Origin of the sequence: Rhizobium sp. CFBP 13644 (assembly GCF_014842165.1) — a bacterium.
GTDB classification, from domain to species: domain Bacteria; phylum Pseudomonadota; class Alphaproteobacteria; order Rhizobiales; family Rhizobiaceae; genus Agrobacterium; species Agrobacterium tumefaciens_C.
Map to the genome: position 1 here is coordinate 1 of NZ_JACYVF010000017.1, position 20807 is coordinate 20807.

Genomic DNA, 20807 nt, shown 5'->3' on the forward strand with positions numbered 1-20807 from the left:
TACTCCGTCTTAAGACGCGGGAGAGTAGGTCGCTGCCAGGTCTGCAAAACGCAACAAATCATAAAACAGTCTTCTCAACACACTCCTTCGGCCCAGCCGATACCAAGGGTCGCGCAAGCGGCCTTTCGTCGTTAAAGGCATATGCCAAAGGCGTCCTTTGATAGGGACAGATAAGAAGCCATTTGGCTCGTCAGGTGGATCTAGTCACCTCGAGTTCTAACAACGGTATTTTGCCAAGGCAAAAACCGGACCGAGACGACATTTTGCCTTCGGCAAAAGTCGGGTGGAGACGCAAACTCTTCGAGTTTGCTCTGTCGCGAAAATCCCATCGGGATTTACGCTGGTAACGCGGGGTGGAGCAGCCCGGTAGCTCGTCAGGCTCATAACCTGAAGGCCGCAGGTTCAAATCCTGCCCCCGCAACCAAATAAGTGGTTGATAATCTTGATGATTAGCGGCTAATGCATTTTTGGTTCCCATAAGAATCGGGAACCAAATTTCCTGGAACTGCCCGTCAAAGCCCAAATCTCCCTAAAAAATCCCGAACGTAACTTACCGATTCTTGTCAACATTCATCAGCTAGGATGTCCGAACGTCCGGTGCAGAGCACGAGCGAGAGCCGCCCCCCCCAGAGACTGAACGACCTGAGTGAAGATGTGCAACGCCGCATCTCGTGAAATCGTTCTGGCCGCATCGGCCTGTTAGAGCCGTGGCAGAAACTGCTAGCCTGAGCAGTAACGCCCTTGACTTCAGAAACAGCTCGTTAAACGTACATTAATTCGTCATTACAGCTTAGAAACTACCAGCGGAGCAATTTTCATAGCCTATCAAGCGCTGATTAACGACGCACTCGAAGGAGAACTGGCCGTGAATGGCTTGCGTACAATTCTATGATGGAGGCAGGCTTCAGCCAACGCAAACAACGCCATATACTTCTTAATTGTGCTGCATTTCCTGTTTTTTATCAAAAACTACAATACGACAAGAATCAGCCGGCTGCAGAGCAATAGAGTATAGGTGATCGCGTGGAGACAGGTTGCTCAAACAGAGAATTCTATCGCGCCCGCTCCCGAACAACATCTCTGGACAAAGCCTAACGTGAAGATACTAGCCGATTGCCCTTACTTGGTGGTGTCAGCAGGTAAACATCCAACATTTTGCATTCTTGGAGCGATATGATCATATGATCTACTTCCTGATAATCGCCTTGGTTTATGGGCTAGGATTTTTCTTTCCTATGCTGCGCATACATTCGAGGCGTGATTGGTGGATCAGTCTGCTTGCTCACATTGTTTTTGTGTGCGCAATGATAGCGCTCGCAGGCACTGGTGATTTCTTTGTTTTCATGGCGCTTAGCGTCCCGATCATTATCTACGTAGTCGGTGCTGTCGCTGCTCATATCACTCGGTTCGTGCTCTTACTCGCCGACCAAAGAGTTCTTTCACGCGGCGGGCTTTTCGCAGCTTGCGTCGGGCTCGCAATTCCAGCGGCCGCGCTGGTTGCCCACTGGTCTTACAAAAGTTGGCAATCAGAGAAAGCGTATGCGAGATTGCCAGACGCATCAACTTTGCCCGACATCGCCGCCTGCAGCGGCTTCCGGAATATAGGAAAACTTCTAGATAGAACTTTGATCTTACCACACCAAGGGGAGCAATCAGGTATACCGGCCAGCTCGGTTTCCATCCGGTATCCTATCCAATTTGAGTCGCTCCCGTCAAAACATCCAAAGCCAGGTATGAAGGTTTAGGTAGCTCGGTTTCAGATGCACAGCGATGACGCCAGTCACAGAACAAGATAAGCGCGATTCACAAGGCAAAGAGATACCTCTCATGGAGCGCCGACTTTTGACCACCTTCAATGTCTCCATTGGATGGCCCATCGCCCGCACCGCCAACAGGTTGCTAAACTCTTTGCAAGGTCATTTTTCCAGTCTGAATGCCCCGCCTGATTTAAAGCTTGTGCCATCGACGGTTCCAGGACTTCAGAGGTTTATTAACCAGAACCGGATGGACCGTTCCCCTTCGTCAACATCGTACATCGCAATGAAGAACGGTGAAATTACCGAACTCATCCAGTGCGCGAGCAAGGACCGTTATCCCAATCCCGGCTGCAGTTTCCTGTTTGACGTCGCGACGGTATCTATTGAGGGCATTTTTAGACCCCCGATATCGCGAACTGGCCCCAAACCCGGTCCCAGATAAAAGCTTTCGCAGAATGCAGTGTTGCTGCTGCTCAACCTCAATAGACAGTCCCCTATTGTTTGCCACGCGGCTGCCGGTGAACGACGCGATCAGCCGTCTGGTTTCTTCCTCAGTTACTTCCGGATACTGTTACACGAAACGAGCATCTTTTCATTTTCTATGAAATGGGTGCCGTCACCGCGCCGCGAGATGGTCTGCAACCAAAACTATGCGTGTCGGAAATCAAGTCGTTCCGAATTAGGATGGCCGGTGCGGGGTCAACAGAGGTGTAGGTTTCTGCAAATTGCCTAGTGGAATCCAAGTCGGGAAGTTCCAATGCGACCTGCTCATCTCCATCATCACCCGCCAGGTGATACCTCTTCGCTTCGTCCGATATCTGAGAAAGGCCGAATTTCATCCGTCGACCTGACGAGTCTACACATGTGTCGGCTGAGGTGCATGTGGACCAGACAGAGCATGTCCATGGTGGTTGACCGGGCTGCATAACAGCGATTGCCGCAGACGCAGGCACAATGAACATGAGCGAAACATTAAACCTGAGCCCAATGAGTCCCAGCATTGGTGCTAAAGCTCGCGCGTAATTTAAGTCAAACACCAAAGGGCCTTTTGACTTAGCCTGAAGCTTGAACGAACAAAACCTTCGAATTTTCAGGAATACCTGAGTCTGGCAACAGTCGCGAATTTGCACGTTCTCGGAAGGTCCAAGGTTAACATAAGGGGGTATGGCCTCCTGTGGCATCAAGGCTTCCGAATTCGATCAATCACCCAGTCATTTACTCTGTCAATCACCGGATTAAAAAGTTCGAATAAAAGGATCAGTCCCGAAATACATGCGCCGAGTACAAGCGCGATAAACGCGATAACCCAATAGAGTAAGTAGCGCGAAAAAAGGGAAGGGTAGCGTTCTCCATAGTGATAGAGCGCACAAAGCGATGTGAGAAGTACAAGCGTCCAAATGGAAGATTGTATCAGTCGAGAAGGTAGCCGAAACGGCTTACTCAGGGAATAGGTCCCACACTATCGGGGGTAGCGAGATATCCCAAATTCCATTAGATAAGTAAGCGAAATACAACCAACAGGAAAATGGAACGATGGATGTCAGTTCTTGCGAGAAAGCCATCGCAAAGCATCGCGAAGACGTATTCGGACAACGCCCGAAAATTTTCATCCATCGAGAGACCAACGACGACCCGTTCTTTATCGGAATTGCCAGAGTAGCGGACTATCCAGCGCCGGGTATGGTAACGATGAGTACAATCGGGACATCAAGCTACCCTCTTTTCCAAGACGACGGCGCAGAATATCCGGACACAAGAGTTGAATTCATTGCCTCTGCACAAACAGGTCAAGACGCCGATATGGAGCAAGCGCTGTTTCGAACTGCTGTCTTTGTAGGGAAGGTTAACGGGTTTGCGCGGCCCGGCATCTTCTTGCACAACTTGATCGGGCAGTTTCGAAACTCAGCCCATGTGCCGCACGCATTTCTTACAACCCCTTTTGCTTATGATGGCCTGGAAGACATGAAGGTCTTTTCTGGTCAGCGTGTGTCATGGCTACAAGTGCTACCGGTATCAGAAGCGGAGATTTCGCAAGCGCAAGAAAATTCTACTGATGTGTTAGAGGACCTGTTTGAAAGAGAAGACATCGAATGGGAAAATCTTGATCGTCTATCCGCCGTTTAGCTATCAGGGTGCGTTCCATCTGATTTTTTGAAGCAATAGCAACTATCGATGCATCGGCTATCCGAACCTTCGCACCGGCTGAGCCGGATACGGACCCTAATCCATCAACTGCATCTCATGTGCTTGGGCTAGAATGGCTATATGCGGTTTGGTATTGATCGACAGGCTGAATAGAGCCCTACTGCGGCATTCTGCACACTGGAGCGCCTTTGTGGTGAATATGATATTCTTCGGACCTCCATACGCGGGCAAGGCAACCCAAGCTACCCTGCTGGAAAATGCCAGCGGAGCAATTTACATACCCTACCAAGCGCTTATCAACGACGCACTCGCCGCAAATACTGAACTCGGACGGCAGGCTCGGCAAGCCATCGATTCCGGGCGAGCTATTCCCGACAACGTAGTTATTGGGCTTGTCCAACAGCGGCTAACCCTTCAACCAAATAGCAAAGAATACATTCTAGCCGGAATTCCGAGGACAGTTACCCAGGCCAAAGCACTGCAAAATATGCTCGCTATGATCGGCAAATGTCTTGATCTCGCGGTTTTTTTCGATCTCGAATTCGAAGTCATGATTAGTCGGGCTGCGCAGCACGATGCAGCCGATAGAGTTCCCATAGGCGCGAGACTATCGACGCTGAAAACCAATTTCAATCATTTCAAGTTAGCGATGGGTCCGCTTATGGATTTTTACGTTAACCTCGGAAAAAGTCTCCGTGTGAACGCCAATCTCTCTCGTACGGATATCGCTGCAGAGATCGCAGCGGGCGTCACTATGAAGGTTCCGTGATGGGTCGAATCCCGTGAAAAGGCTGATGACCCAATAGCAACTTTGACAGTCCTAGAAACCCAGTGAAAGTTTAGAATAGTGTGAGGGCGGGTTTATGACAAAGGCGCATGGTGTTGATGTTTATATTTCGAAAGACATCAATTTCGCTGACGCAAAGCTAGCAATATGTGAGGTTTTGAGCATACACGCGACTATATCTGGGACGGCGATGCTGTAGCTGTCGGCGAAATGCTTGATGACGGTGTCCCTGATTCATGGGCTGTTTTCTGGAGAACGGGAAATAACGATTTCCCGATCAAGTTTGACATTGAAGCCATCGATAGAAGGTACTTAAAACTCGAAGTTGGTAATCTACGAAGGGCGTTGAATGGCGATATCGCGATTCCCGACGATTCCAGCGAAAATTCCTATGCAATGATCTTATTTAAGGAAAACGGGACAACTGAGAAGACTTTCATTGGAGAAATCTAACCTCATGTTGATATCGCCCAGGTCTGCGACGCGCTCTGCAACGGAAATAGGCCGCCATAATGAGGGCATTCACACGAGCGCTGTTGCCGCGACAACAGGACATGCCCATGATCAATTTTCTGTGAGCGTTTTAGGTGTGGGGTGATTGAACGAATATCTGACGGCCCTGTCGAAGCCTGAGTTATTAGAGCTACAGGATCGAAGGCCGCTCTCTACACCGGGCGTACTGTGGACAGATAAACCTCCAGGCCTACCAATACTGATCCAACTTTGCCTGATTTAGACAAACCTAGCCGCTCCGACGCAACAGTATCATAAGGAACAGATATGACGTTAGAAATCCACCCCGGTCAGGGACTCGGAAATCTGAAGTTTGGAATGACTATGAGCGAAGTTGGGAGCATTCTTGGTCAGGAAAAGGACCGCTCAATTCGTGACGAAGTTACGGAACTCTACTTTGAAAATTACCTAAACTTAGCCTTCCGCGACGGCGCATTATTTCAAATAGGGGCGACCCGTTATACCGAAGGCATCACTTACGAGAATATCGACATCTTCTTAGCCGAACCTTTGTCAGTCTTGAAAGCGATGGAGACTGATGCCGGTGGAGCATTCGAAATGTACGGGTTTATAGTTTTTCTCAAGCTGGGCGTTTCCCTAACCGGCTTTCATGACGATGACCTCGAAAACAAAGCCCTGACGGTAGCCGTGCTTGAGGAGTGGCAAGCGCTGCGGAACGAATTGACGCCTATAAGCTTTTTGAGCTGAAGCTGATTTAACAGCCAAGCGGGACGGCATAGGTCGAAGCTGTTTCCAACCGGGCGGGCAGAGCGTCGGCGGCTTCTGCACTGCACTGCTCCGCCCGCTTATGGGGAAGGACCCGGTGACGATAGGCTCCCGGCTCCCGGCTCACGGGCGTAGCTCTCACCTCACCATCGATCAAAATATGCTATGAAACTTAGGGGCTTTGTGAGGCATCAGCCGCTCTCAAAGCCATCCCTAGATGAGCCGTTGGGTACAATATGGTTAAACATAAGGACAAGAGAGGTAGAGCAGAACGTAAAGGTTCAACAACTATGGATACGAAGATACCATAGGGAAGAAGAACCAACGGAAACAACGCGCAATAGACACCACGCCGGTATCTCTGCCACGCTCGTAATGGCGCAGTTCGTTTTCCTCGTACATAATATAACGATAGCCTGAGAAATAGCCGAAGGGCTGATATGCTGATAACGGCAAAGCTGACACCCATTGCGCTGCCCACTATGCGCTGCGTATTCTCTACGCCGCCGTACCGAAACGCAGACCAAACGCTAATAACGAAATATTGGCTACTCGCTACTAAGGCGAGTCCAGCGACGTAGCCTAGAATGATCATCGCGGGAGAAGCGAAGATAATCAATTCGGCAATGTAGAGCCCTCGCACTCGTGGAGACCACATTGCCGCTGCGCTGACCCAATTTCCATGGCGCTTGCATTGATCTTTTTTATTCATTCGGCATTCTCACCTTTCTTTGAGGTGAGGACACTACCTCGGGCCACTTACACATGCCTCAGGTTGGGCCTTTTGAATGGCGTTATTTGTCCGACTTTGCAGGTTGGAAACTGACTAGAATCTATAGATGGCGTGACGAGGAACAACGCGGGAGTCCTAAAACGATAATTGCTAGACCTATCCTAAAAAACCTAGCAAAATCAGTGACTACCTGTCCTTTCGTTCATTAGACCGGCATCAAGTTGCCCGTCGTGTACAATCGCTCTTCCAGTAACGGCATCAACTCCTCTTCGTTCAAGCGGCCACGCCCCAAACCCAGTTTCAGTGTTAACTCACGCCAACTGGCGGTCGGCTCTATCTGCGGAGCGCCGTACGCATCGGCAAACCATTTTAGAGCTACCGCGTACCCATAGCCATAATCCATTTCGACGGAGCCACCCACAGATACCCATATGTCAGCTCCGATAAAGATAGGCGTCTTAAAGTTGCCACCGACTACCATTGAAGAGTCTTCTCTCGCTGCGAAGACCCATTCGGTGGCTGTGGCATCGCCAGTTACGAATATTATGCTTGCCCAGTCGTTTTCAAGCTGAGCGCACTTGAGGTTGCCGAATACGACAAGGGTAACATTACCATCGCCGCCATCAATTCGCGTCGAAACCCTGCCGGTAACGGTGAGGTCGCCGTCGATTACTGTTAGCCCCGAAGAAGGTATGAAGTCGCCTTCAATTTCGATGTCCCCGGTGTAGACCCAAGCGTCTGCTACCTCGGACTGGGCACCCCCTGGAACCAACTGAAACCTTGCTAGCGCATCGGCTAACACGGGGTCGGCAAGCTTCTTTGCTCTTTGGCTTACAAATTCCTGCCATTCTGCTGACGTTGTGACCCGCGAATCCATTTGGAAACCTTTCTCCACAAATTTCATAACGTTATGATTTAACTTGGTCCGACATTTATGCTTCTGGCGGAGCCTACTTGTCCAAGTCTGTATACCAGTTGCTCTCGCGTCCAATACGCCGACTGAAATTGGATCGTATCGTCTGTTTCAGATGTTTCCGGAGGCCCAAGGCGTTGCACCAATTTGTCTAGTAGCCCTTCAGGAGAGCTGGTTGAGTAGGCGCACGCTTTATGCCCATTCGGGCCTACCGCCACCCAGAAAGACAGCGTGTCTGCTTTATCACCCTCTCCCTTACGCTACGCCATTTTGCCTGCTGCCGGTTTATCGGACACAAGGTTAAGCTAATCCCACCTTGGTTTCAAAGTCATTGGGGCTGAGATAGCCCAGTGTCGAGCGGCGTCGTTTCGGATTGTAGAAGCGCTCAATGTAATCGAAGACAAGCGCTCTGGCGTCGTTTCTCGTGCGATAAAACCTTCCGTGCTTTTCTCTCCGTTTTCAATGATGAGAACAAGCTCTCCATCGCGGCGTTGTCCCAGACATTTCCAGAGCGGCTCATCGAGCAGGTGATGCCGTGGTCGCCCATGAGGCGCTAGAACTGCTCGCTCGTATATTGGCTTCCCTGATCGGAATGATGCAGGAGCGCATCTGGTGTTCCTCGACGCCAGATCGCCATGATCAACGCATCTGTGACGAGCTGGGCCGTCATGTTGGCATTGATAGACCAGCCGACGACACGGCGTGAGAACAGTTCAATGACGGCAGCGACATACAGCCAACCTTCTGCGGTCCAGATATAGGTGAAGTCGACCACCCATTTCTGGTTCGGCTGCTATGCCACGAACTGACGGTCCAGCACGTTCGGCATGATGACGCCACGGTCACCGGCATCCTTTGGCAATCCACGCCGTCTTGGTCTGGCCCTGAGCGCGTTCAAACGCATCAGCCGCTCAATACGATGGAGGCTACATGATAACCCTTCTTCCAACACGTCGTGCCATAGGCAGCGAGCACCGTAAGTGCGGTCGCTGGATTTGAAGCTCTGCGTGATCTTGTCCAGCAGAACCTCATCATAACAGGCGTGTTCGCTCGGAGAACGATTGAGCCAGGCATGGAAACCTGAACGAGAAACTCCCAGCGCTTCGCAGGGCCATGCCACCCTTTGCCCGGCAGTCTTTGCAAAGCAACGACGAGAGGGGCCAGATCGAACGGTGCTTTGCAATGAACGCGAACTTCATATCGCGTCCCTGGCAAAGTATGCTGCGGGCTTTTTTAGGATATCGCGCTCCGCCTTCAGCTTGACGACTTCACGGCGGAGCCGCTCGATCTCAACTTGCTCCGGCTTCATCTGGCCTTTTCCAGGAAAAGACTGGCTGGGATCGTCGCCGTATTCCCGAACCCATTTGCGCAACAGATTCTCGTGGACATCAAGGTCACGGGCCGCCTGGGCAACAGTGACCCCTCGTTCCCTGACCAGCTTCACTGCTTCAAGCTTGTATTCGCGGCTGAAAATCCGTCTTTGCATTCATGCTCTCCGGTTTCAGGAGGAACACTTTAACTCGATGTCCATGAAACCGGCAGCAGGCCAAGGACCGCAAGATCCGAGAGTTGGCAATATCGATTTAGCTCAACGGTAAGTGGTTCTATTCATTCTGTAGCACTTGTAGGAGGGCGTCCTGAAGTTTTTGCCCGAAAGGCAATTTTTCGATGAGTGCGATCGCTTGCGTTGCTTCGACAGAGAGGACGATATAAGACGCCTATCCGGGCGATGCGAGGCTTTTGAGGCACAAAGGTGGAAAATGCAGACGACAACATTGCTCGATGTTTCACCGGCACTCGGCTTCCAGATAATTAAGGACCGGGCCTTGGAGCGCTCGCTCCGGTTCGAAGAGAGCGCTGGTGGCCTCATCCTAGATCTTCCGTTTGGCCAGATTTGCGCGACCGAGGAAAAGAGCGGCCTGCGGCTTACACTGTACGCAGACGACCAAATGAAACTTCATCTCTTGCAGGAGGCGGTGGACCATCGGCTAGACGAAGCTGCGATGGCTCCGCAACGTCAGTGGTCGTTGTCTCGGCCCGGCATCGCTCCGCCCAATTTGACCTTCACTACAGTGGAATCATGTGACCGAATCTATCCGTCCTACTACCGCCTAAGGCTCTCGGGGCCGTCACTGGAGCGCTTCTCTCGTGATGGTCTTCATTTCCGGTTGCTCTTCCCACCGGAAAGCCACCTTGGCCAATGGCCATTTCTGGCAGAAAGCGGACGCGTGGAATGGCCAGGCGGTATAAGTCACTGGCACCGGCCGGTCTATACGACTCGTACCGTCGATCTTGAGAGAGGGACGCTCGATTTCGACGTCTTTGCACATGACGGAGGGCGCGTAACTCGTTGGTGTAGCACCCTAAGCGCGGGTGCAGAGGTTGCTATCATGGGGCCGGGAGGAGAGTGGCTTACAAGCGAGCGATGGATTGCATTTTTTGGTGACGAGACCGCGTTGCCTGCAATCGCGCGCATATTGCAAGACCTTGCGCCGGAAACTGAAGGTATTGCGACTATTCTCACATCGGACGCAGGTGACAAGCAGGACCTCCACACGAAGAGTAACGTATCTATACGATGGTTGGTCCGCGGAGATGGCATATGCCTCATCCATGAACTTAAACGTCTCCAAATCCCAGACAATGATCGCCTTGTATGGTTCGCTGGCGAGCGATCTGAAGTCAATCAAGCTCGCGAGATTTTAGGTTCACTTGGGCTCAGAAAGGATGAAATACGAGCAGCTTCCTACTGGACTCGATAACGGTGTGCCGCAATTTTGGGGACACTCGCGTGGTGCAAATCCGCAACGGTTGTGGGTCGTCATATCAAGTTGCAATAAGTGGATTGCGCCACTCAACTTTATTGCCTAACTGTTTTTCTCACAGGGGTATACCGGTGAGAGGGACCATGACACTTTCAAGAAAAATGCAACCATTTCTGGCTTGCACAGCAATCGCGATCGTCGCAACAGCAGCATCGGTGGGATCGGGTGCGCGGGAAGCGAAAGCTCAGGAGCCGCCGGCAAATGATGAGGGTTCGGCAACGGTGCTGGAAACCATCGTCATTTCTGGCGAGAAATTCGGACGTGATCAGTTTACCACTTTCACCAGCGTTGAGGTTTTCACAGGCGGGGAACTGCACGATCTCGTTCGACCGACACTCAACGATGCGTTGAACAGCGCGCCCAACATCCGCTCATTTTTAAGCGGCGAAGGTAATTCTGACATTGTAATTCGCGGACTAAGCTCAGAGGGTGTAACCGCTCCGAGCCGCTCGAACCCGGTCATTTCCGTGGTCGTGGACGGTGCGGAACAGGGTGTGGAGGCAACGCGACGTGGAACACGAGGCGTCTGGGATGTCGAGCAAGTCGAGGTTCTGCGTGGCCCGCAATCCACTATACAGGGGCGCAATGCCCTCGCGGGCTCGGTCGTCATCAAGACGAAAGACCCGACCTATACTCCGGAAGCAAGTTTTGAAGGCGTGGCTGGCACTGACAAGTACAGATCGGGCGCCTTTGCCGTTTCGGCACCGATCGTCAAGGACGAATTGGCATTTCGTATCTCGGGACAAATCTTCCGTGGAGAAAACGGTATCGACTATGTCGATCCGTCTATTTCAGACGTAGGCGAAAATGAATTCGAGGAAATTCGCGGCAAGCTGCTATGGGAACCAGCCGAATGGGCCGGATTTAAGGGCCTTTTCACTGTCAGCCGCACACATGACAAACCGGCATGGGGGGCTGTGAGCGGTCCTGACTTCTTCGCCAGACGTTTTGATGCGACGAATGCAGAACGGCGGGATACATACGTCAATCGTTACATCGCCGACTTGAGTTATGAATTTAACGAAGACTGGAAAATACAATCGATTACCTCGTTCGTAGACACGGATGTGGATATCAACTCTCCCCGGACTTCGACGCTTACCCAAGGGCAGTTCATTCGTGACGACACACGCGAGGGGGGAGACTTTTCCCAGGATATTCGTCTGACCTACGGAACTGAGGAGTCGCAATTCTCAGGGGTCTTCGGTATTTTCGCGGGCCGTTCTACCTTTGATCTTAACTCGAACATCCAAGCAGTTGCCGAGGAAACCACCCCAATCATCGTGCCGTTCCAGTTACTGGATGCAAAGAATAAGAGTGAAACTGTAGCGCTCTATGCGGACACCCGATACGAGTTTGTTGATCGTTGGACGCTCTTGACGGGCGGACGGTTGGTTCATGACAAAGTCTCGGCCAATTACGCGGGTAGCTTGCTGGATGTATCAACCCTTTTCGCCCCTCCTTTTATTCCTGGTTACACGCCGCTTACCGAAAATAATTCGGTTTCGAACACCGAGTTCCTGCCAAAGATCGGTCTAGCCTTCGAATTGGACCAGAATCAAAATCTGGCTGCGACCGCGACTAAAGGCTACAGACCGGGCTTCTCGGAGCTCGTGATTGGCACAACGACAGTCAACAAAGTCGACCCTGAAACTCTCTGGGCCTATGAACTTGCCTACCGTTCCAAGTGGCTGGAAGACAGGCTGCAAGTAAACGGTAATATCTTCTACTACGATTATAAGAACCAACAGGTTCCGCTTGAATTCGACCCGCGGTTCCCTGGCCAGACAATCAGCCTCAATGCTGCGGAATCGCATTCCTACGGTGCGGAACTCGACATTCGCTACAGTTTCGATAATGGCCTGGAGCTGTTTGGTGGCTTGGGTCTGATGAAGACAAAATTCGATAAGGGCGACTTCGCAGGCAACGAGTTTCCCGAAGCACCGTCTCTCACCGCCTCTTTCGGGGGCATTTACAAGCATGAGAGCGGTCTCTTCGCAGGCGGCGACGTGTCCTTCACCGATGGCTACTACAGCAAAGGCGACGTCAACAATCTGCGGTCACTTGATTCATTTACTGTCTTGAACACAAACGTTGGCTACGAGAAAGACAACTTCAAGATCACTGCCTTTGCGCAAAACCTTCTGGATGAAGAGTATCTGACCTCGATTGCGACCAATGGACAAACCGCTACGGTCGGCGAAGGTCGATCATTCGGCATACGCGTAAACGCGACCTTCTGATCAGTCCGATCAGCAGTTATGCATCTCTGAACCCGTCAGGTTTTCACATGGCGGGTTTTTCTTTACAGGGTGACTTCCACCGGAACGCAGATCGGCGCCTGGGAGTGCGGCTCGACCATGATCGTCACGTCGACATCGAAGACGCGCTTGACGATGTCTGGCGTCAAGATATCGCTCGGGGAGCCTTCGGAGACGATCACACCATTTTTCAGGAGAACGAGATTGTCAGCATATCGCGCTGCCTGATTGATGTCATGCAAGACCGCGACGACGGTCACACCCCTTTCGCGAACCAGCTTTCGCGCAAGTCGCAGGGTATCGATCTGATGTGAGAGGTCGAGGAAGGTTGTAGGCTCGTCAAGGAGAAGAACGTCGGTTCGCTGCGCCAGGGTCATCGCAATCCATGCGCGCTGTCGCTGGCCTCCGGAAAGCGTGTCAAACTTCTCGTCTTTGAGATCTACCGTATCAGTGACAGCCAAGGCCTCGTTACAGGCTTCGTCGTCTTCCTTCGTCCATCGACCAAACAAGGTGCGATGGGGATAGCGGCCCTGCTTCACCAGATCAATCACCGTCATACCCTCAGGCGCCGACTGATTTTGGGAAAGGAGCCCGATTTGTTGGGCCAGTCGCTTTCTCGAAAACCCCGAAACTTCACCTCCGTTGAGCAACACGGAGCCCTGTTGTGGTCGGATCAGGCCAGCGAGCGCTCGAAGCAGTGTTGATTTTCCGCAGCCATTGGGACCAAGAAGTACTGTGAAGCGAGCCTTGGGAATAGAAATATCTAGATTGCGCAGGATAAGCTTGGCGCCATATCCAATCGAGGCGTCTCTCGTCCCTAGTATCGGCGGAGTAGACTTGTCAGGCATTTTTCTTCCGCCACATGAGGTAAGCAAAAAAAGGCGCGCCAAGAATAGCCGTCATCAATCCGACTGGCAGCTGCGCCGGTGTAAACAGGGTTCGGGCTGCAAGGTCTGCCGCAACCACCAAAATCCCGCCGATAAGTGCTGTGACCGGTAGCAACAGGCCATGAGAATAGCCTACGAGCAAGCGAGCGATGTGCGGCGCGATCAAGCCCACGAACGCGACCAGACCTGACGCAGCGACGGCAGCACCGGACAAAGCGGCGCAAAGGCCGAACATCACTGCACGTATAACTTCTACTGGTTGTCCCCGGGCTTTTGCCGTTTCATCCCCGAGCGAAAGCATGTCCATTTCACGCGCAATCAGACAACTGCCTGCCACCCCGATCATAAGCCAGACTGCAAGCGTCCGGCTCTTTTCCCAGGTGCTGTTGTATACGCTGCCGGATAACCAGACCATCGCGCGTTGAACGGCTTGGGGATCTCCGAAGGCGGAAATAAAATTTGCACCGGCCCACGCCAGCGAGCTCAGGCCTACACCTATGAGTATGATACGCAACGACGAGGTTCCGTTATTCCAGGACAGGCCGTAAATTAAAAATGACATGATAAATGCGCCTGAAAATGCCAGCAAAGACAGAAGATGTGTCGGAGGCACCTCGAACCTGACAATGACGATAACCGCAGCAAGTGCGGCGCCAGCATTGATCCCTATCAACCCCGGCTCTGCCAATGGATTGCGAAGCACCGACTGGGCAATCAGGCCAGCAATTGCAAGTGACGCGCCCACAAGAAACCCCAGAACGACCCTTGGAAGTCGTACATCGCGGATGATCTGTATCGACTGCGCATCCGCTGCGGGGCCATCTGTGAGAACAGCAAAAATCTGCCCCATTGCAACCGGGTGGTCGCCTATCGCCAGAGCCAGGAACAGCATGACGGCCGTCATGACGACTAATGCAAACACGCTGCGCATCAAGCAATCCCACCAGCGCGCGATCGCGCCAGCCAAATGAAGAAAGGTGCGCCGATCAGTGCAAGTGTCACACCCACCGGAACATCTATCCCCGTCAGGTTTCGTTGCACGCCGTCTGCCACCACAACCAGTAGCGCGCCCGACAACGCACAAAAGGGTAAAATCCAACGGTAATCGAGGCCGACACTCAAGCGTATGATGTGCGGCACCACTAGTCCGACAAAGCCGATAGGGCCAGCAAGCGCGACTGAGCTTCCTGCCATCAGAACGACCAAGGCTCCCGAAACAACTCTCCATAACAAAACATTCTGTCCGACAGCCTGCGCAACCTCCGAACCAAGGCTGAGTGTTGTCACTTCCCGCGCAAGCAGCAAAGTCGCCGCAATTCCCGCCAGAGCAAAGGGTGCGACGGCTGAGACCGAGGCCATATCCTTTCCTGTCAACGAACCAACCGACCACATTCTTATCGTGTCGATGGCTTTCATATCGAAAATCAGAAGTGAGGCTGAAACTGAACCGAGAAAAACACTCAAAACGGCGCCAGACAAGGCAAGCTTGACAGGGGTAACACCAGACACGCCGGTCGACGAAATCATATAGACCAAGAGCCCTGCGACCGTGGCCCCACCGAAGGCGAACCATAAGAACGCCAACGGAGATTGTGTGTTGAAGAAAACGATGGATATGACGACGGCAAATGCTGCACCAGCACTGATGCCCAAGAGATCAGGCGAGGCGAGCGGATTGTTTGTCACGGCCTGCATCAAAGCCCCGGCAACCCCCAATGTCGAACCGACGATGATGGCCGTAAGGACGCGCGGCAGCCGGATGGTCGAAATGACAACATCCTGATAGGTAGTTCCTTCTGACATCACCGCGCGCAAGGCATCACTGAGCGGTATAGCAGTGGTTCCGATCGTCAGCGACCAAAGGCTTACGAGACTAAGCAGCATGGCAATCAGGCAAAAGACTAGTATCCGCATCGCAGTGTAAGTGATGCCCGTCAACCTCATGGCACCCATCTCATGGCCTCGAAATGGTGTAGGTCTCTATATCATCGAGAACCTTGTTGGCCGAGGCCAGACCGTTAAACTCCATCCAGGTGGCTTCGTTGACGCGATAAACACGTCCTGCCTTGACGGCAGGCAACATTTTCCACAACGGGTTCGCCAGCACCGCTTCGTGTCTCCCGCTCGTGGCTGAATCGTTGGAACCTCCGACGATGTAGAGCAGAATATCGCCGTTGAGCCCCGCCAATCCCTCGAAATCGAGGCGTTTCGTTCCAACCTTTGTTTCGGATGTTTCAAAATCCGTGCGTCTTACGCCTGCTTCCCGAAGCACGTCGAATGGTGCCCATGCTTCGGGTTCATCCATATAGACCTGGAACTCCCAGGGTGTGATGCGCACGACGGATACCCGCACATCATTCGGAACCCGCTCCCGAATTGCCGCGACCCGCTTTTTGTATTCAGCGAAGCGACCGTTGATATCATCGTCGATGCCGGTAATATCTGCCAGCGTCCGATAAAAATCCTTCCAGTTCGCTGCAGTAATCAGGGCAGTGGGAGCCAGTTTTGACGCCATCTGGTAGGCTTCTTCACCAAGGAACTCGCTACCGATAATAAGATCGGGACGGAGCGCGATGATCTTTTCGATGCTGGGCTCCATGAAGGAACCGAGATCCACTACACCTGCAGCCTGGGCTTTTGATTTCAGATCCTCGTCGCTCATTCCAAATAGCGGTGCGCCCACCACAGGCAAGCCAAGCTCTAGCGCGACGGCAAGACTAAACGTAGGGACGAGAGAGATGATGCGTTTGGGCTCTTTGGGAGCGCATAAAGGCGGATGGAGAAAGGCGCCTTTTTCGATAAGCCTGCCGTTACACTGAGCGAATACGGGGGAAGACAGCATGATACCCAGTAGAGCCAAGACAGCAAAGCGCATGAAGAATCCAAACATGAAAGTTTTGTTCATGTTAAACTAGCTTGGCAAGTCGGTCAGCGCAATGGCGCGAAATCCTCGTTGCGCGCCAATTGTCACAGCTAACCATTACGGCGCGGCGCAATTTGCTAGGTTTGTCGCGGCTTATTGGCAGCGCCACAGGGTGAGCACCCTGTCCAGCATCGCATCCAACGCTTGGCGCTCCAGCATATGAAGTCCAGGAACCGTGTGCACCGTCACGTCTCCGCTTACGAAATTTTGCCAGCTTGCTGCCGTCTCCTTGTCGACCAGCGTATCGTTCTCGGCAACGAAGACATGCGCCGGGCACGCAAGAGGAACTCCCGGCACATGCTCATAGGTTTCACAAATCCGGAAATCATTGCGCACCACGGGTTCGAAAAACTCGAGTGCTTCCGGCATATCGAGCAGCTCCCTTCGTGTCCCTCCCAGATCAGCAATCGCTTTCCAGAATTTCTCGCTTTCCAGAGGGTGGAACTGATCGCGGTTTTCCAAGATCCGGTCAGGCGGGTTGCAGCCAAGAATAAACAGCACGTCTGGGACCGGGTAGGCCTAGGTCATGCCAATCACGCCGGGCGAAGGTATGGCGCGATGCAAATGGTAATAGCTCTCACCGAAGCGGTCGATATGAAATAGGAGATCTGCCTGAAAAGACACCGGTTCCTCATAAGTATCGAAAAACGGCTCTGGGAATTCTTCAATAGGTTTGGCCTTCGGACCAGGTCTCGGGCGGTGGCTGATTTTTGCCGTCGTAGGGATGCGTTTGCTTGCGAGACTTTTTGCGCAGCTGCGTGTCTTTGTTGACTTGCGGGAGACCGAGCGCATTATATGGCCTAGCCCCGTTTCAGCGAGCCACCGTGATATGGCGTCAAAACCATACTGGGCGACCCTCCTGAGTGCTGCTGATGTTTGCCCAAGACCGCTTGCAAGCGAGATTTCTTCCCAGTTGACGTGCCTGCCCAGCATTGGAGGAGGCATCCGGTCGTCAATAAGACCGGTCATGTACTCCGAAAGTGCGCGAAATTGTCTTGCGTCTGTGAGCGGTGCCAACTTCATTTCGCAGACGCTGGATATCTTGCGCCGAAAGACGATTGCCGATTGATCTATGCTCATTCAGGTTTCCCTTGCAGATTACAGTCAGGCCGGGGGCGGCTTGCTAAGGGAATGAGGTTAACGAGATCTCAACGGTCAAAAAGCCTTCCAGAACATGCATGAGGCAGATAAGGCCGTTCAAAGGCACTTCTGGCTCAGTGGATTCTCAGATACCGAGAATTCAAATTCGTAAAAGGGAAAAGCGAGTTCATAGAAGACTGAGTGCTGGATTTTGTAATTCAATTGCATTACTAAAACATATCAATCTGGAGATAGCGATGGCTGCAAATGCGCTCGTTCAAACTCGTATCGATGCTGACGTTCGTGACCGGGCGTCGCTAGTTCTTGAAGGTATGGGACTGACGGTGTCAGACGCGGTCCGGCATATTGCTTACGAGAACCGCCAACGAGGGCGTGTTGCCGCTTGAACTTTTTTCAGGCAGCGAGGCTCACGATACTTGGTTTCGTGCCAAGGTGCTTGAGGCGCTTAATGATACAAGACCGGATATTTCCAACGATGAAGTCGAGGCTCATTTCGAAAAGCGGCGGCAGGCTGCGCGCAATAAGGCGGCGGGTATAACGTCTTGAACCTAACTTGGTCTGCGTTTGCTTTATCAGATCACGACGCCATTTTCACCTTTATCGAGATGGAGAACCCTGCAGCTGCCATCCTGGTTGATGAACGGATCGTCGCTGCAGTGCGTCGCCTGATCGATTTCCAGCAAGTGGCCGGGTTGGCAGAATTGCCGGGACACGCGAGCTCGTAATTGGCGGAACGCCTTACCTCGCAGCGTACCCAATAATAGAAGCTAGGGTTCGAGTACTGCGTGTCTTGAACGGGGCTCAATAATGGCCTGAAGATATTCCAAATCAGTTAGCCTAGTCCTAGTCTTCCGGACCAAGGTGTTTGCGGCTCGTACCCAAGACCTGCAAGGCAGTGGATTACGTGTATCTGTCCCGCCAGCAGCGCTGAATACATTTACGATGAGCGTCGGCGACCTATAGTCGACTGGCAGGCATTCTATGCGCATACTAGGTTCCCAGAGGTTCGAAACCGCGTCTGAATCATTCGTTCCTTAAAATGTGGCTGACGGACGTAGCGAGCAGTGCAGTGCAGAGCCGCGCGAATAACCGGTGAAAAATTAGGTAATAGCGGACCTTCTCGCCGGCCGATGTGTCTCCCCTGACTACGTAAAAGCGACGCTGGCCAAAATCGGTGAAAGGCAACAGTGACTCGATCGAATATGCTGCCGGACTGAAGGTTGGGTATTGGGGGCTCGCTGTGCATGCGCCTTTTGCGTTCAACGCTTAAGCTGGGCAGAACGCTTCGTTTTGTTTGGCCTAGTCAAAGACGATATAACCCAAGAAAATAGATAAACAACGTCATCGTTTTCACTTCCGGACGTTTTTGTCCGGCCGAGGTGAATGGAGAGCGAGGGGAGGGGCGTTGTCGACCGCAATCGGCACGTCGACCGTCAACTGCTCTTTGCGCAGTCCAGCGATTTCGCTGCGCCGACGGCCACCGGAGGCAAAGGCCACCATCAAAATTGCCCGGTCACGGCCTTGGCGCTTTTGCGTTTCGCGGACGCGGCGTGGCTCGGACCGCTAGCCGGATCGCCTGCTTGAGGGCAGGTGAGGTGCGAGAATTGACCCATGTTTGAATCTTGCCCTACGTGTTTTCAGCGAGGGTTATGGAGTGATCGACATGGCGTTATTGAGCGTGATCCGACGCGGGCATTTTCGAGAGCATTTATCGATCCGGGAGATCGGTCGCAGGACCAGTCTGCCTTGGAATTCCGTGCGCAGATATCTTCGTCTGGAGAGTGTAAAACCGAAGTTCAAAGTTCCCGAGCGGCCGGTACGCTTGAACTTTTTGCTGATTGATTAACGGCCTGCCTGAGGACGGAAACGAAGAAGAACCGCAAGCAGACGGGGACCATGAAGCAGTTGCATGTGCTGAGCCTTCGCCATGATGGGTCGTATAGGCGTGTCGCTTCAGTTGCTTGAGAAGGCCGATTTTTAGAGAGAATTGCAAACCTCGGGAGATGGGACATACGTTTCGCTGGCCTTTGATCCGGGTGAAGCCTTTTAGTTCGACTGGTCGGAAGACTGGGCAATCATCGGCCATGAATGCACTAAACTGCAGGTGGCCAATACGAAGCTGAGCTAGAGCCGCGCGTTCATCCTTCGGACATCCCTCATCCAAACACACAAGATGCTGATTGATGCCCATAATCATGCATTCCGTGTCTTTGGCGACGTCCCCGACGTGGCATTTATGACAACATGCGCACATCAATCGACAAAATAGGTTCGTGCGAAGAACGCGACGTTAATGTCCGCTTCATGGCAATGGCCAGCCACTACCTCTATGAGCCGGAATTCTGCAATCCCGCAGGGCAGATCGCCAGCCGACTTGTCCATTCCGACATGGTGATCCTCGATGAGCGCAGCTACCTCCCGTTCAGTGCGTTAGGTGGCCAGTTGCTCTTCCATCTGAGGTAGCTCTACGAGCGCGCCAATGTCGTTATAACCACAAACTTCAACTTCAGCGAATAGGCCACGTGTTCGGCGACGCCAAGATGACGACCGCGCTGCTCGACCGGGTCACTCAGCATTGCCACATCCTCGAAACCGGAAACGACGGATTCCGCTTCGAGAACAGCTGAGCCCATGGACAGAAAAACACATCGGAGAAAAACAGCGACGTGACCAAATCATCGTAGCCGAAACATATCTAAAAGAAGGGTCAAATCTCGGTAGAAATACCGGGTCAGTGCTCAATTAAGATCAACACCCGACGGTTCATCGATTCAGTGTGCTGGCGGTTGTCGATGACCTCGCCAGTCAATCCCTGCGCATGATCGCCGATACATCCGTGCCGGGGGGGAATAGCTCGCGAACTGGATAGTCGCATTGCCAGACAGGGAAGCCGAACGGCACCGTCTCAAACAACGCCCCAAATATGACCTTCATCGCCATTCTCATATAGTGCCAAGATACAAAGGTAGAATGGCACCACATTGGTACAGGTGAGTCCTCAATGAAAGCGGTTATGCAAAAACAGGCCGCATAAGGCCACTTTAGAAACCCGAGACCTTATCCAAAAACTGGATGAAAGTTGGGCATTCTAAAAACAAGAGCCTCCCCATCGCCGAAAACTGAAAATACCGCATTAAAACCAGTGACTTACTGTTTTTCTGTATTTTCTGTCTGACCTGCTGTTGACTTGTTTCGGGTGTGTCCTCTATAAGTCCGCTCACTGACGAGGGCGGCGG

The 20807-nt window shown here is 52.4% G+C and carries 12 protein-coding genes, 1 tRNA gene and 5 pseudogenes; 9 read left to right on the forward strand and 9 right to left on the reverse strand.

Annotation, left to right across the window (positions count from 1 at the left end; all coding sequences use genetic code 11):
• Positions 1-347 precede the first annotated feature (347 nt).
• From IFT53_RS23070 to IFT53_RS23085, 4 genes are all read left to right on the forward strand, one after another.
• Positions 348-424, forward strand: a tRNA-Met gene (locus IFT53_RS23070).
• 2866 nt (positions 425-3290) lie between these two features.
• Positions 3291-3881, forward strand: coding sequence for a suppressor of fused domain protein (locus tag IFT53_RS23075; RefSeq protein WP_192068340.1), 591 nt, complete (start codon positions 3291-3293; stop codon positions 3879-3881).
• Positions 3882-4101: 220 nt separating this feature from the next.
• Positions 4102-4671: an adenylate kinase family protein gene (locus IFT53_RS23080; RefSeq protein ID WP_244656457.1), complete on the forward strand. Its 570-nt coding sequence runs from the start codon at positions 4102-4104 to the stop codon at positions 4669-4671.
• Positions 4672-5469: 798 nt separating this feature from the next.
• Positions 5470-5910 carry a hypothetical protein gene (locus IFT53_RS23085; protein WP_192068352.1) on the forward strand — a complete coding sequence of 147 codons (441 nt, stop codon included), beginning with the start codon at positions 5470-5472 and terminating at the stop codon, positions 5908-5910.
• A gap of 956 nt (positions 5911-6866) precedes the next feature.
• On the opposite strand, the gene IFT53_RS23090 is transcribed toward IFT53_RS23085, so the two are convergent.
• Both IFT53_RS23090 and IFT53_RS23095 read right to left on the reverse strand, forming a co-directional pair.
• On the reverse strand, positions 6867-7565 hold the full coding sequence (locus IFT53_RS23090; protein WP_192068353.1) for a hypothetical protein: 699 nt from the start codon (positions 7563-7565) through the stop codon (positions 6867-6869).
• Positions 7566-7874: 309 nt separating this feature from the next.
• Positions 7875-9060 (reverse strand): annotated as a pseudogene (locus IFT53_RS23095) (IS3 family transposase).
• A 274-nt stretch (positions 9061-9334) separates the two neighbouring features.
• Between IFT53_RS23095 and IFT53_RS23100 the strand changes: the two are divergent.
• Both IFT53_RS23100 and IFT53_RS23105 read left to right on the forward strand, forming a co-directional pair.
• A complete protein-coding gene (locus IFT53_RS23100; protein ID WP_192068355.1) occupies positions 9335-10336 on the forward strand; it encodes a siderophore-interacting protein in 1002 nt (333 codons plus the stop codon).
• A gap of 29 nt (positions 10337-10365) precedes the next feature.
• The gene (locus IFT53_RS23105; protein ID WP_342365869.1) at positions 10366-12642 is read left to right on the forward strand and encodes a TonB-dependent receptor; all 2277 of its coding nucleotides are present in this window, start codon (positions 10366-10368) and stop codon (positions 12640-12642) included.
• Between the two features lie 62 nt (positions 12643-12704).
• Here IFT53_RS23105 and IFT53_RS23110 read toward each other — a convergent pair whose 3' ends face one another.
• The 6 genes from IFT53_RS23110 to IFT53_RS23135 form a co-directional block, all read right to left on the reverse strand.
• Positions 12705-13508, reverse strand: coding sequence for an ABC transporter ATP-binding protein (locus IFT53_RS23110; protein ID WP_192068357.1), 804 nt, complete (start codon positions 13506-13508; stop codon positions 12705-12707).
• The gene (locus IFT53_RS23115; protein ID WP_192068359.1) at positions 13501-14478 is read right to left on the reverse strand and encodes a FecCD family ABC transporter permease; all 978 of its coding nucleotides are present in this window, start codon (positions 14476-14478) and stop codon (positions 13501-13503) included. The genes IFT53_RS23110 and IFT53_RS23115 overlap by 8 nt, the downstream gene beginning before the upstream one ends.
• Positions 14478-15491, reverse strand: coding sequence for a FecCD family ABC transporter permease (locus IFT53_RS23120; RefSeq protein WP_244656456.1), 1014 nt, complete (start codon positions 15489-15491; stop codon positions 14478-14480). Before IFT53_RS23120 ends, IFT53_RS23115 begins: the two co-directional genes overlap by 1 nt.
• Positions 15492-15501: 10 nt before the next feature.
• The gene (locus IFT53_RS23125) at positions 15502-16452 is read right to left on the reverse strand and encodes an iron-siderophore ABC transporter substrate-binding protein (protein ID WP_192068362.1); all 951 of its coding nucleotides are present in this window, start codon (positions 16450-16452) and stop codon (positions 15502-15504) included.
• 111 nt (positions 16453-16563) lie between these two features.
• Positions 16564-16971 carry a thioesterase gene (locus tag IFT53_RS23130; RefSeq protein ID WP_192068364.1) on the reverse strand — a complete coding sequence of 136 codons (408 nt, stop codon included), beginning with the start codon at positions 16969-16971 and terminating at the stop codon, positions 16564-16566.
• Between the two features lie 18 nt (positions 16972-16989).
• On the reverse strand, positions 16990-17439 hold the full coding sequence (locus IFT53_RS23135; protein WP_206758585.1) for a hypothetical protein: 450 nt from the start codon (positions 17437-17439) through the stop codon (positions 16990-16992).
• A 368-nt stretch (positions 17440-17807) separates the two neighbouring features.
• On the opposite strand from IFT53_RS23135, the pseudogene IFT53_RS23140 reads away from it, so the two are divergent.
• Together IFT53_RS23140 and IFT53_RS23145 are read left to right on the forward strand one after the other, a co-directional pair.
• Positions 17808-18117, forward strand: a pseudogene (locus IFT53_RS23140) (type II toxin-antitoxin system RelB/DinJ family antitoxin).
• A pseudogene (locus tag IFT53_RS23145) lies at positions 18114-18379 on the forward strand (type II toxin-antitoxin system RelE/ParE family toxin). Before IFT53_RS23140 ends, IFT53_RS23145 begins: the two co-directional pseudogenes overlap by 4 nt.
• Before the next feature lie 496 nt (positions 18380-18875).
• On the opposite strand, the pseudogene IFT53_RS23905 reads toward IFT53_RS23145, so the two are convergent.
• Positions 18876-19165: pseudogene (locus IFT53_RS23905) on the reverse strand (hypothetical protein); the annotation flags it as partial.
• 761 nt (positions 19166-19926) lie between these two features.
• Here IFT53_RS23905 and IFT53_RS23150 point away from each other — a divergent pair.
• A pseudogene (locus IFT53_RS23150) lies at positions 19927-20198 on the forward strand (ATP-binding protein); the annotation flags it as partial.
• Positions 20199-20807 lie beyond the last annotated feature (609 nt).

What these genes read in the sequence shown, in the direction of transcription:
- IFT53_RS23115 (WP_192068359.1), bottom strand. Translation starts at nt 14,478, where the DNA reads ATGCGCAGCGTGTTTGCATTAGTCGTCATGACGGCCGTCATGCTGTTC.
- IFT53_RS23135 (WP_206758585.1), bottom strand. Translation starts at nt 17,439, where the DNA reads ATGACCGGTCTTATTGACGACCGGATGCCTCCTCCAATGCTGGGCAGG.
- IFT53_RS23080 (WP_244656457.1), top strand. Translation starts at nt 4,102, where the DNA reads ATGATATTCTTCGGACCTCCATACGCGGGCAAGGCAACCCAAGCTACC.
- IFT53_RS23085 (WP_192068352.1), top strand. Translation starts at nt 5,470, where the DNA reads ATGACGTTAGAAATCCACCCCGGTCAGGGACTCGGAAATCTGAAGTTT.
- IFT53_RS23120 (WP_244656456.1), bottom strand. Translation starts at nt 15,491, where the DNA reads ATGAGGTTGACGGGCATCACTTACACTGCGATGCGGATACTAGTCTTT.
- IFT53_RS23125 (WP_192068362.1), bottom strand. Translation starts at nt 16,452, where the DNA reads ATGAACAAAACTTTCATGTTTGGATTCTTCATGCGCTTTGCTGTCTTG.
- IFT53_RS23075 (WP_192068340.1), top strand. Translation starts at nt 3,291, where the DNA reads ATGGATGTCAGTTCTTGCGAGAAAGCCATCGCAAAGCATCGCGAAGAC.
- IFT53_RS23110 (WP_192068357.1), bottom strand. Translation starts at nt 13,508, where the DNA reads ATGCCTGACAAGTCTACTCCGCCGATACTAGGGACGAGAGACGCCTCG.
- IFT53_RS23100 (WP_192068355.1), top strand. Translation starts at nt 9,335, where the DNA reads ATGCAGACGACAACATTGCTCGATGTTTCACCGGCACTCGGCTTCCAG.
- IFT53_RS23090 (WP_192068353.1), bottom strand. Translation starts at nt 7,565, where the DNA reads ATGAAATTTGTGGAGAAAGGTTTCCAAATGGATTCGCGGGTCACAACG.